This is a genomic window from Acinetobacter lwoffii (genome assembly GCF_024129855.1).
Classification (GTDB): Bacteria; Pseudomonadota; Gammaproteobacteria; order Pseudomonadales; family Moraxellaceae; genus Acinetobacter; species Acinetobacter lwoffii_L.
The window spans coordinates 1-11,966 of record NZ_JAMXXC010000022.1 but is presented as its reverse complement, the minus strand read 5'-3'; the positions used below and the strand labels follow the sequence as shown (position 1 = coordinate 11,966).

Here is an 11,966-nt window from a genome sequence, read left to right as displayed (position 1 = left end):
AAGTACGTAGCCTTGCAAAGTGAACAGTGTGTTCAATATTCATCTGCCCATTAACAGGTCTTGCTGAAGATCGGCTTGTTTACGCAAGAAATCCCAGACCAGTTTAATTTTTGGTTCATGTTGCAGATCGACCAGCGTCAGCATCCAGAAAGTATGGGTAAAACTGACCTGATCGCCCAAAACCTCTTTGAGTTCGCTTTTATCATTGACCAGAAATTTCGGCAAAATGGCCAGTCCAGCACCTGCACGAACCGCAATTTCCTGCGCCAGAATACTATTACTGCGAAAACAGGCACTGACCTGCAAGGGAAGACGCTCCAGCGAATACAGTGCAGTGCTATAGACGAGATCATCAATATAATCGACAAAACGGTGCTGTTTGAGGTCTTCCAGTTTTTTAATTTCCGGATTTTGCTGTAAATAATGCTGGCTGCCATACAGTTTCAGGCAGTAGTTAGACAAACGAGTAATGATATAGGGGCCAGATTTGGGCCGGTCAATCGCGATCACAATATCGGCTTCTCGATGTGAAAGTTTGATCGCTTTCGGTACCGGAATCAGGTCAATGGTCAGCAAAGGATAATGCTGGGAAAATTCTGCCAAAAGACGGGCTAAAAATGCCGTACCAAAACCTTCTGGCGCACCAATCCGGACCCGACCTTGCAAAGGGTCGTGGCGCTTGTCAATCTGGATAAAGGACTGCTCCATCTGTTCCACACGCGGTACCAGTGCCAGACCTTCCGAGGTCAGTTCATAACCGGTGGCTTCGCGCTTAAACAGTTGAGTACCGAGGGTATTTTCCAGGGCCTGAATCCGCCGTGCCACGGTACTGTGTTCAACCCCAATCAAGCGTGCTGCATTGGTAAGCGTTTTAGCACGTGCCAAAACTAAAAAGAAACGTAAATGATCCCAATCCACTTTCATCTTCTATTTAACATCCTGTTAAATCCCTGTGCAAATTTGCACAATCATCGTGCATCATTTTCTATTGGTGGTCAAAGTGTTCTTTGTTAGTCTGCTGAAACAGCGTAAAAATTATACGTTAAATAAAAGCCAGTAAAGGCAGATACAACGACAATAACAAACCAGCACGGAGCGACCATGAACGCCATTTCTCATCCACAGCAAAGTACCGGATTCACCACCGCAAAACTTCTCATTAATGGTGAATTTGTCGAATCAAAAACCAGCCATTGGCAAGATATTGTTAATCCTGCCACTCAGGAAGTCTTGGGGCAGGTGCCATTTGCTACTACAGAAGAAGTCAATGCTGCGATTGCGGCTGCGCAAAATGCCTTTACCAGCTGGCGCCAAACCCCGATCCAGGCACGCATGCGCATCATGCTGAAGCTGCAGGATCTGATTCGTACGAATTTAAAAAGTATTGCCCAGGTCTTAACAGCAGAACAGGGGAAAACTCTGGCCGATGCCGAAGGTGATATTCAGCGCGGTCTGGAAGTGGTGGAGTATGCCTGTTCGATCGGTTCACTACAAATGGGTGAGTATATTGAAGGTGTGGCACGCGGTGTCGATACCTATACCTTGCAGCAACCATTGGGTGTCTGTGCAGGAATTACCCCGTTTAACTTTCCGGCGATGATTCCACTGTGGATGTTCCCGATGGCGATTGTCTGCGGCAATACCTTTGTATTAAAACCCTCAGAACAGGATCCGCTATCGACCATGATGCTGGTTGAGTTAGCGATTCAAGCCGGTGTACCGGCTGGCGTACTGAATGTAGTACATGGCGGCAAAGAAGTGGTCGATTTACTGTGTACCCATCGCGACATTAAAGCGATTTCTTTTGTTGGTTCAACCGCGGTCGGTACGCATGTCTATAACCTGGCAGGCCAGCACGGCAAGCGTGTGCAGTCTATGATGGGCGCTAAAAACCATGTCGTGGTAATGCCAGATGCGAATAAAGAACAGACCTTAAATGCGTTGGTCGGTGCAGCTTTTGGTGCAGCAGGTCAGCGTTGTATGGCACTTTCGGTGGCGGTGATGGTCGGTGAGACCAAGCACTGGGTCGATGAACTGGTCAATAAAACCAAAACCTTAAAGGTGAATGCCGGGCATGAACCGAATACCGATGTTGGACCGGTGATTTCAACCCGTGCCAAAGCGCGTGTCATTGATTTAATTAACAGTGGCGTTGAACAAGGCGCCGAACTGCTACTCGATGGCCGTGATGTACAGGTTCCGGGCTATGAAAAAGGCAATTTTGTCGGGCCAACGATTTTTAATCAGGTCACGACCGATATGCGCATTTATAAAGAAGAAGTATTTGGTCCGGTACTGGCGATCATGCATGTCGATACTTTAGAACAAGCCATTGAGCTGATTAATGCTAATCCATTTGGTAATGGCGTTGGACTGTTCACCCAGAATGGCAATACGGCACGTACCTTCCAGAACCAGATTGATATCGGTCAGGTGGGCATTAACATTCCAATTCCTGTACCTGTGCCTTTCTTCAGTTTTACCGGTTCACGCGGTTCAAAACTGGGTGATCTAGGTCCTTATGGCAAACAGGCGGTGCAGTTCTATACCCAGACCAAAACCATTACCAGCCGATGGTTTGAAGATGACCAGGAAACCACTGGTGTCAATACCACAATCAGTCTGCGTTAAGGAGCATCAGCATGAAGATTGCATTTATCGGTTTAGGCAACATGGGCGGTTCTATGGCGCAAAACCTGCTCAAGTCGGGTCATCAAGTTTTTGGTTATGACTTAAGTGCAGTGGCTTTACAGCATTTTGCAGAAGTGGGCGGTATCGTCTGCGACAGTCCACAAGCTGCCGCGAAGCAGGCGGAGATCGTGGTCAGCATGTTGCCCGCCGCCAAGCATGTGCGTGAAGTCTATTTAGGTGAACACGGTATTCTGGAGGTGCTTCAAGCAGGCAGCTTATGTATCGACAGCAGCACCATTGATCCACAAACCATTCAGGAGGTTGCTGCAGCAGCGCAAGCCAAGCAGATTCGCGTCTGTGATGCACCAGTATCCGGTGGTACTTTAGGTGCAAAAGATGGCACTTTAACCTTCATGGTCGGTGCAAATGCTGCCACCTTTGAGGCCGTCAAACCGGTTCTTGGCTGTATGGGTAAAAATCTGGTGCATTGTGGTGCGGTGGGAACAGGACAGGTTGCAAAAATCTGTAATAACCTGATTCTGGGGATTTCCATGACTGCGGTGGCTGAAGGGATGGCACTCGGGGCTAAACTGGGCATTGATCCACAGGCCTTGGCTGGCGTGATTAACAGTTCCACCGGACGCTGCTGGAGTTCTGAAATTTATAATCCATGGCCCGATATTTGTGCCAATGCGCCGTCATCGCGAGGTTATACCGATGGCTTTGCCGCACAATTGATGCTCAAAGATTTAGGTTTGGCCGTCGATGCAGCGCAACAGGTGGATCAGCCGGTGGTTCTGGGCAGCATGGTACAAAAACTCTATCAACAACTGTGTCAGGAAGGCGATGCCCATCTGGACTTCTCCAGCATCATGCATCAATACGCCACGCCACCTGCTTAAAACTTAAAAGATTCAGATGGAGCAAGGATTCGCTTCAATAATTACACCTTGTCAGTAATAACGATAAATTCAGGCTGAGGTTTAACATGTTAAATTATCAAACAACAGTTCAAAACTTTGATTTAGATGCGGTTGCAAGTCAGTATCTCTCCGGTTCAATGCAGGCAGTAAATGCCTGTTATGAATGCTGTGACCGTCATGCCGATTCCGATGCCATTGCCTTATACTGGCATGGTAAAGATGGCAGAAAAGAACAATATAGTTTTGCCGAACTCAAAAAATATTCCAGCCAGTTTGCCAACTTTTTAAAGTCTCAAGGCATTGGTAAAGGCGACCGCGTTTCCGGATTATTACCACGTACTCCCGAGTTGATCATTACTATTTTGGCAACCTGGCGGATTGGTGCTGTCTATCAACCCTTATTTACGGCCTTTGGTCCCAAAGCCATCGAGCATCGTATTCAGCTGGCGCAAAGCAAGCTGGTGGTGACTGATCTGGCGAATCGGGACAAATTATCCGAGATCAGCAACTGTCCACCGATTGTGACGGTACATGCCGAAACTGAGGCAGAGCGCTATCCGCACGACCTCAGCTTCTGGACGGTATTAAACCGTCAGGCTGAAGCTTGTGAGCTGGAAATCCTGAATGTCGATGATCCATTTTTATTGATGTTTACCTCCGGTACTACTGGACCAGCGAAACCTCTTAAAGTCCCTTTAAAAGCGCTGATTGCTTTTGCAAGCTATATGCAAAATGCCATTGGTCTAACTCCTGAAGATGCTTTCTGGAATATTGCTGATCCCGGCTGGGCCTACGGTTTGTATTACGCGATTACTGGTCCTTTAATGCTTGGACACTCGACCTTATTTTATGAAGGCGGTTTTAATGCAGAAAGTGTCTGCGAAATTGTTAAGGAATATGGCATTACCAATCTGGCTGGTGCACCGACCGCTTACCGCATGATGATGGCAGCCGATCCTGCACAAATGGCACAGCTGCGCGGTAAGTTACGTGTTGTCAGCAGTGCGGGAGAACCGTTAAATCCGGAAGTGATCCGCTGGTTTAAAGAGGTGCTAGATGTGCCGATTTATGACCATTATGGCCAGACCGAAGTCGGGATGGTGGTGTGTAATCATCATGCTTTGGAACATCCGGTCCGTTCAGGTTCGGCAGGCTTTGCCAGCCCGGGTTACCGAATTGCCGTTGTCGATGAACAGGGGCATGAATTAGCAGCTGACGTCCCGGGAATCTTAGCGGTTGATATCAGCCAATCTCCGATGATGTGGTTCTCTGGCTATGAAGAAAGCCGTAAATCTCCCTTTGTCGGCCACTACTATTTAACCGGAGATACCGCGGAAATTCATGCCGATGGCAGTATGAGTTTTGTGGGACGTAGTGATGATGTCATTACTACCTCGGGCTATCGGGTGGGGCCGTTTGATGTGGAAAGTGCCTTGCTGGAACACGATGCCGTGATTGAAGCGGCGGTGATTGGCGTACCGGATCCCGAGCGGACCGAAATCATTAAAGCCTTTGTGATTCTGGCTGGTCATTCTCCTGCAACTGCCGAGCTGCAGGAAGAGCTGGGTCAATTTGTGAAAAAGCGTTTATCTGCGCATGCCTATCCGCGTCTGATTGAATTTGTGACCGAATTGCCGAAAACCCCAAGCGGTAAAATTCAACGCTTTTTACTGCGCAATCAGGAAATCAACAAGCAGCAATCCAAAACTGCATAAGCTCATAAAGCCAACAGATTGAATAAGAAGATTAAATAAAGAGATTGAAGGAAGCATCGATGCAATTAACGGAAGAACAACACCTGATTCAGGATATGGCCAAAAGCTTCGCCCAGGAACAGATTAAACCCTTTGCCAGCGAGTGGGATCAAAAAGGCATCTTTCCCAAAGATGCCTTGGCCCAAATGGGAGAGCTGGGTTTTTTAGGCATGCTGATTCCGGAAGAATGGGGCGGCTCGGGCACAGGTACGCTGGCTTATGTTCTGGCCTTGGAAGAAGTCGCTGCGGCCGATGGTGCAACATCCGCGATTATGAGCGTACATAACTCGGTGGGTTGTGTGCCGATTTTCAAGTTCGGCACGGAACAGCAAAAGCAGCAATTTCTAAAGCCTTTGGCCCAAGGTGAAATGATTGGTGCCTTTGCCTTAACCGAACCACATACCGGATCGGATGCTGCCGCGATTAAAACCCGGGCGGTCAAGGATGGCGATCATTACATTCTGAATGGCGCCAAACAGTTTATTACCTCAGGGCACAATGCCGGGATGATTATTGTGTTTGCAGTGACTGATCCAGGCGCGGGCAAAAAAGGCATGAGTGCATTTTTAGTGCCGCGCGACACACCTGGCTATGAAGTGATTCGGGTGGAAGAAAAACTCGGCCTGCATGCTTCGGATACCTGTCAGATTGCCTTAACCGATGTCCGCATTCATGAAAGTTTAAGACTCGGTGCCGAAGGCGAAGGTTTAAAAATTGCCTTGGCCAATCTGGAAGGCGGGCGGATCGGTATTGCAGCACAAGCCGTTGGTTTGGCGCGTGCCGCTTTAGAAGAAGCAACGGCCTATGCGCATGATCGCGTGGCTTTTGGCAAACCGATTTTTGAACAGCAGGCGATTTCGTTCAGGCTGGCCAGTATGGCGACTGAAATTGAAGCAGCACGCCAACTGGTTCATTTTGCTGCACGTAAAAAGGAAGCTGGCGAAAGCTGTTTGACTGAAGCCTCCATGGCCAAACTATTTGCTTCGGAAATGGCCGAACGCGTGTGTTCCAAGGCGCTACAAATTTTTGGTGGCTATGGCTATCTGAAAGATTTTCCGATTGAACGCATCTATCGGGATGCGCGGATTTGTCAGATCTATGAAGGCACCAGCGATATTCAGCGTCTGGTGATTGCACGCAGTTTATAAGGAATTAAAAAGGATTTTTATCATGCAATGGCAAACCATTTTACTCGAACAACGTAACGGTGTTGGACTGATTACCTTAAACCGTCCTCAGGCGTTAAATGCACTGAATAACCAGCTGATTGTCGAGGTCAATCAGGCTCTTGATCAGCTGGAAAAAGACCCCGAAATTGGTTGTATCGTGATTACCGGTTCGGAAAAAGCTTTTGCTGCTGGTGCCGATATTAAAGAAATGGCAGATCTGAATTTTCCGCAAATTTATCTGGACGATTTTTTTAGTCTGGCCGACCGGATTGCGCAGCGCCGTAAACCTTTAATTGCCGCAGTGAGCGGCTATGCCTTGGGTGGTGGTTGCGAGCTGGCATTGATGTGCGACTTTATTTACTGCGCTGATAATGCAAAATTTGGTCTGCCTGAAGTGACCTTAGGCGTGTTGCCCGGCATTGGTGGTACCCAGCGTTTAACCTTGGCGATTGGTAAGGCCAAAGCCATGGAAATGTGCCTGACTGCACGGCAGATGGGGGCGCAGGAAGCGGAGCAAAGTGGTTTGGTGGCTCGGGTATTTGCCAAGGAAGAATTGCTGGAGCAAACCCTGCAAGCTGCCGAAAAAATTGCTGAAAAATCGCTTACTGCCGTGATGATGATTAAAGAATCAATTAATCGGGCCTTTGAAGTGAGCCTGGCTGAAGGCCTGCGCTTTGAACGCCGGGTATTCCATTCCATTTTTGCAGGTTCCGATCAAAAGGAAGGCATGCAGGCCTTTGTGGAAAAACGCCCAGCCAAATTTATCCATCAATAAGAAATTCATAATAGGAACAAAAAGAATGAGTGATGAAAATAATTTAGCGATTCGGGTCGCAGGAGGTCTGGGCATTATCAGCCTGGACCGCACCAGCCATTTAAATGCTTTAACCCTGTCGATGATTCAGGGCATTCAGGCGCAACTCGATCAGTGGCGTCATGACCCAAAGGTGCACGCCATCCTGATCAATTCCAACAGCCCAAAAGCTTTCTGTGCTGGAGGCGATATCCGCTATCTGTATGACAGTTATCAGGCCGGCAATACCCAATATCAAGATTTTTTTGCCACTGAATATAAGATGCTGAGCACCTTGCGTAATTTTCCAAAGGCCGTGATCGTGATGATGGATGGTTATGTACTGGGCGGAGGCTTTGGATTGGCTCAAGCCTGTCATATCAAAGTTACGAGTGAAAAATCACGTTTTGCCATGCCCGAAACCGCAATTGGTTTTTTCCCGGATGTTGGAGCCACCCATTTCCTGTCCCGACTGGATGAAGTCGGTGTCTATATGGCTTTGACCGGGGAGCAGATCAGTAGCAGTGATGCCTTGTATCTCGATCTGGTGGATTATCATGTGCCGAGTGAGCGTTTTGCTGAATTGGAAGCAGCGTTGATTACTGCGCCTGTGTTAAATTCGATTGAAATCCAGAAAATCATTAGTGGCTATATTACGCATCCGGTAGAAAGCGAGCTGCAAAAACGTGCAGATCTGATTAATCAGCATTTTGGCTATCCAAACCTCAAGGAGATTGAACAGAGTCTTGCTCATACAAGTAATTCAACCGATCAGGAATGGGCTAGTAAAATGCTGGCAATTTTGCAGCAACGTCCGGTTATGGCCAAGCAAACCAGCCTGAAGTTACAGCAAGCCGGACAGAATTTGTCGCTAGAAAAATGTATGCAACTGGAACGGGACTTGCAGGATGTCTGGTTAGAGCAGGGCGACTTTATTGAAGGGGTTCGTGCGCTGATTATTGATAAAGACAAAAATCCGCAGTGGCGAACCGAGAATGCAGAATTTGAACAAACACTGGAAAAGCTCTGGCCAGCATGGACTCAGCAGCGTATCGAAAATATCACTTAAACTTGATGGTAAAAGACCCTCTATAAGTAAATTATAAAGGGTCTTTATAGGTGTCCTATAGCGTCATCAGTATGAATTCTGCTTAGTGGGACGTTTTCTTTTTCTTGCCACCGCCGTCTTGTTTATTGACCGTCGACCAGGCAATACGTTCGGCTTCTTCCTCAGAATGACCACGTTCTTTTTCGCTTTCTTCAATATGTTCAGCCTGCCGTTTCTGTTTATCAGTATAGGCTGATTTGTCACCTCTAGGCATCTTAATATCCTCATCAGGTTTGGCTGAAATTACTATAACAAGAGCTTATTTTTACGAGGGTAAGTATTTGTTGGAATCATTTTATAAAAACAAAATTTTTAAAAAATATGAAAATCTAAAGATTAAATAGATGAAGATAACGGTCAACTAGAACCGCTATCTTCTTTTTCCGATTAGCCGTTAATAATACTGCCGCCATTCACATGAATCACCTGACCTGAAATATAACTGGCTTCTTCACTGGCCAGGAATAAATACGCCGGTGCTACTTCACTCGGCTGGCCCATACGACCCATTGGGGTGCTTTTACCAAAATCTTTGAGCTGTTCTTCATCAAAGCTGCTCGGAATCAATGGTGTCCAGATGGGACCTGGCGCGACCCCATTGACACGAATGCCGGTTTTATTTTTCAATAAATTGGTGGAAAGGCTTCGGGTAAATGTGGTGATGGCACCTTTCGTACTCGCATAGTCAATCAGCTGGTCATGACCATGATAACTGGTAATACTCGTCGTATTGATAATGCTATCACCTTCTTGCATATGCGGAATCACCGCCTGAGTCAGGTGGAACATCGATAGAATATTCACATTAAATGTTTTAAGTAATTGCTCGGGCGAGATATCGGTAATACTTTCTTGCGGGTATTGAACCCCGGCATTATTGACCAGAATATTAATCGTTTTAAATTCCTGAAGGGTCTTTTCCACCATTTTCTTGATTTCATCTTGATCTTGTAAATCACATTGAATCAGCAGACAACGGCGGCCTTCATCTTCCACCATTTTTTTGGTGTCCCGTGCATCCTGATCTTCATCCAAATAGCAAATGGCAATATCGGCACCTTCGCGGGCAAATAAGACCGATACAGAACGGCCAATTCCGCTATCACCACCAGTAATCAAGGCAACTTTGCCTTTTAATTTTTCACTGCCTTTATAATGCGGTTTAATAATTTCCGGTGCAGGGTCCATTTTGGTTTGCACACCCGGTTGATGGTCTTGTGTTTCAGTTGAAGCTGGGGTTTCAGGATAATGATTCATATCTTTTCCAATTCCAATGATTGTGGCCATATAAGAAAAAATATATTAGAAGCTTTTAGGCAAAATGAGGCTGGACTCAACATTTCATAACAGAATGTATTCGAGATTTATCAATTATTCGTTGAAACGGATCAGGTTGAGCAACCAGAACAGAAAAAGCTGATGAAACAGCTTCTGGCTACACTTTGATAGCTGAGGTGGTCTTGAAAGGTGAAATTTGATTAGGAAAGGTGAGGTATCAACGGAGATTTAAAATCTAGACATACATAGGCCTTTTTTACTGGGCTTGTATATAAAATAAATGGAGAGTTTTTTAACTCTCCATTTATTTATTCATTCTGATGTGTTTAAAAAATTTCTATAGAAATAAATTAAAGATTATCACTTAAATTAATTCTGGCCTGTGCTGCCTTTTCCTTTTTGGCTGAGGCTTTACCCCAGTTAAACTTTTGTGCACAGATGCCTAAGCCCACAATAAATAATGCAAGCACACTGGTATAAACCACTTCTTTAAAATAGGTTCCTTCAATAATCATGGTAATTAAAGCGCCGACAATAAAGATAATGACCAGATAAGTGAGCCATGGGAATAACCACATCTTGAATGGAATATTTTGTCCTTCAGCTTCCAGTTTTTTACGTAACTTAAGCTGAGAAATGGCAATCGCCAGATAGACATATAAAGATACGGTACCCGTCGCTAACATCAAGACATCATAAATATTCATACTTTCGGTGGCAGTCAGATAGATCGCCACAAAAGAAAACAGGCTTGAAAAGATGACACCTACCCATGGGCTGTTATTGCGGTTGGTTAAACCAAAACTCTTTGGGGCATCTCCACGTTTCGAGAGGGAATAGACCATGCGTGAACAGGTATAAAGTGCGGAGTTAAAGCAGCTACATACCGAGGTGAGCACGACAAAATTAACAATATGGCGCGCTTCCGGAATACCGAGTGCGGTAAGGGCCACACTATACGTACCCCAGGTCGGATCTTTCAATAAAGGATTATTGTGTGGAATCAGGCAAACTGTGATCAGCATTGAACCGACATAGAATAAAATGATACGCCATACAATTGAATTAGCGGCCTTACGAATTTCCTTGGCTGGATCTTTGGTTTCAGCTGCTGCTACGGTGACAATCTCTGCGCCCATATAAGCAAACATTACACCCAATAAGGCTGTGATGACGGATGAAAAACCATTGGGCATAAAGCCTTGAGCGGTTAGATGAGTTGTACCGCCGAGCATAGAGGCATCGCCCCAAGGCCAAAGGTGCATCACCGCCAAGCTACCAAACACCAGGAACAGTACAATGGCAATGACTTTGATCAGAGCAAACCAGAACTCGAATTCACCAAAGTTTTTTACGTCACGGAGGTTAATCCAGACCAGTGCTACAGTGACCAGAAGCATATAGCCCCAGATCGGGATAAATGGAAACCAGCTATTTAGGATTTTCCCGGCGACAAAAGCTTCCCAGCCCATGAGCAACGTCCAGAAAGACCAGTATAACCAGCCGATGGAAAATCCGGCCCAGCGCCCGATTCCACGATCTGCATAGGTTGAAAATGAACCGCTGTCGGGATTCAGTACTGCCATTTCTCCCAACATACGCATGATGAGTAAAACTAATAGTCCACCTAGAGTATAGGCAATGAGTGCAGCCGGCCCTGCAGAATAGATAACATTACCGGAGCCGACAAAGAGTGCACCGCCAATGACGCCGGCAATTGAAATCATGGTGAGATGGCGTGATTTAAGTCCGTTTTTTAAGCCATTTGATGATTCGGAATTGGAGAAATGTTGATGTTCTGCCATATAATTTCCCTTAATATCAATAGCGTAGCGGCAATAAAATTCCTTATTTGGCTTACGCTATCTTATCCTTTGAAACTGTAACCGAATTCATCAGTGCTTGACTAATATTAAGTTAATCTTAATAAAATGAATCCTTGTAGCCCTATAGACAGGATCACACTTTGATTAAAGTACGGTTACATGCTGTTCATGTATGCAGTTAATTTCTCTTTTTTGTTGTAAAGTGACGAGAGCCATTTTTGAGCAATTCAAAGGAGCCAATTGGCTTAAGAGATAAAAAATATAAGCAGGCCATATTTACAGAAAAATAAAGCCTACCTAAAATATCAGGCTAAAAGCAGGTTTACGTTCCCTTTTAAAAATAAATTAAAAGCTTTTTGATTTTAAAAATATAATTGTATTGATCCTTAAGTTTTTAGGGTGTGTTGACACTTTTAGCTTAAAAAAATAGCGAAGTAGTAAAATCAAATCGCCAAACCCAATTTTACTATTCGCTATGCCTCGT

10 protein-coding genes are annotated in these 11,966 nt (G+C 45.6%); 6 read left to right on the top strand and 4 right to left on the bottom strand.

What is annotated here, in order from left to right:
* Positions 1–39: 39 nt before the first annotated feature.
* Positions 40–924: a LysR family transcriptional regulator gene (locus NI465_RS13270; RefSeq protein WP_247143379.1), complete on the bottom strand. Its 885-nt coding sequence runs from the start codon at positions 922–924 to the stop codon at positions 40–42.
* Between the two features lie 177 nt (positions 925–1,101).
* Between NI465_RS13270 and NI465_RS13265 the strand changes: the two genes are divergently transcribed.
* The 6 genes from NI465_RS13265 to NI465_RS13240 all read left to right on the top strand — a co-directional run bounded on the left by NI465_RS13265 (position 1,102) and on the right by NI465_RS13240 (position 8,339).
* Complete coding sequence (locus tag NI465_RS13265) at positions 1,102–2,631, top strand: CoA-acylating methylmalonate-semialdehyde dehydrogenase (protein ID WP_253145655.1); 1,530 nt, start codon at positions 1,102–1,104, stop codon at positions 2,629–2,631.
* Positions 2,632–2,642: 11 nt separating this feature from the next.
* On the top strand, positions 2,643–3,533 hold the full coding sequence (gene mmsB, locus NI465_RS13260; protein ID WP_253145654.1) for a 3-hydroxyisobutyrate dehydrogenase: 891 nt from the start codon (positions 2,643–2,645) through the stop codon (positions 3,531–3,533).
* A gap of 86 nt (positions 3,534–3,619) precedes the next feature.
* A complete protein-coding gene (locus tag NI465_RS13255; RefSeq protein ID WP_253145653.1) occupies positions 3,620–5,269 on the top strand; it encodes an AMP-binding protein in 1,650 nt (549 codons plus the stop codon).
* Between the two features lie 59 nt (positions 5,270–5,328).
* Positions 5,329–6,456 (top strand): acyl-CoA dehydrogenase family protein, encoded by a 1,128-nt coding sequence (locus NI465_RS13250; RefSeq protein ID WP_253145652.1) that lies wholly within the window; start codon positions 5,329–5,331, stop codon positions 6,454–6,456.
* 22 nt (positions 6,457–6,478) lie between these two features.
* Complete coding sequence (locus NI465_RS13245; protein WP_253145651.1) at positions 6,479–7,252, top strand: enoyl-CoA hydratase; 774 nt, start codon at positions 6,479–6,481, stop codon at positions 7,250–7,252.
* 25 nt (positions 7,253–7,277) lie between these two features.
* The gene (locus tag NI465_RS13240; protein WP_253145649.1) at positions 7,278–8,339 is read left to right on the top strand and encodes an enoyl-CoA hydratase/isomerase family protein; all 1,062 of its coding nucleotides are present in this window, start codon (positions 7,278–7,280) and stop codon (positions 8,337–8,339) included.
* An 82-nt stretch (positions 8,340–8,421) separates the two neighbouring features.
* Here the strand turns inward: NI465_RS13240 and NI465_RS13235 are convergent, their stop codons facing one another.
* From NI465_RS13235 to NI465_RS13225, 3 genes are all read right to left on the bottom strand, one after another.
* Positions 8,422–8,592 (bottom strand): hypothetical protein, encoded by a 171-nt coding sequence (locus tag NI465_RS13235; RefSeq protein ID WP_004280276.1) that lies wholly within the window; start codon positions 8,590–8,592, stop codon positions 8,422–8,424.
* Positions 8,593–8,765: 173 nt separating this feature from the next.
* Positions 8,766–9,635 (bottom strand): SDR family oxidoreductase, encoded by an 870-nt coding sequence (locus NI465_RS13230; RefSeq protein WP_004280275.1) that lies wholly within the window; start codon positions 9,633–9,635, stop codon positions 8,766–8,768.
* Between the two features lie 371 nt (positions 9,636–10,006).
* Entirely contained in the window at positions 10,007–11,461 is a 1,455-nt protein-coding gene (locus tag NI465_RS13225) for an amino acid permease (protein WP_253145647.1), read from the bottom strand.
* Positions 11,462–11,966: the final 505 nt, after the last annotated feature.

Coding starts and splice junctions, on each gene's coding strand:
- NI465_RS13270 (WP_247143379.1), bottom strand. CDS start 924: ATGAAAGTGGATTGGGATCATTTACGTTTCTTTTTAGTTTTGGCACGT.
- NI465_RS13265 (WP_253145655.1), top strand. CDS start 1,102: ATGAACGCCATTTCTCATCCACAGCAAAGTACCGGATTCACCACCGCA.
- mmsB (WP_253145654.1), top strand. CDS start 2,643: ATGAAGATTGCATTTATCGGTTTAGGCAACATGGGCGGTTCTATGGCG.
- NI465_RS13255 (WP_253145653.1), top strand. CDS start 3,620: ATGTTAAATTATCAAACAACAGTTCAAAACTTTGATTTAGATGCGGTT.
- NI465_RS13250 (WP_253145652.1), top strand. CDS start 5,329: ATGCAATTAACGGAAGAACAACACCTGATTCAGGATATGGCCAAAAGC.
- NI465_RS13245 (WP_253145651.1), top strand. CDS start 6,479: ATGCAATGGCAAACCATTTTACTCGAACAACGTAACGGTGTTGGACTG.
- NI465_RS13240 (WP_253145649.1), top strand. CDS start 7,278: ATGAGTGATGAAAATAATTTAGCGATTCGGGTCGCAGGAGGTCTGGGC.
- NI465_RS13235 (WP_004280276.1), bottom strand. CDS start 8,592: ATGCCTAGAGGTGACAAATCAGCCTATACTGATAAACAGAAACGGCAG.
- NI465_RS13230 (WP_004280275.1), bottom strand. CDS start 9,635: ATGAATCATTATCCTGAAACCCCAGCTTCAACTGAAACACAAGACCAT.
- NI465_RS13225 (WP_253145647.1), bottom strand. CDS start 11,461: ATGGCAGAACATCAACATTTCTCCAATTCCGAATCATCAAATGGCTTA.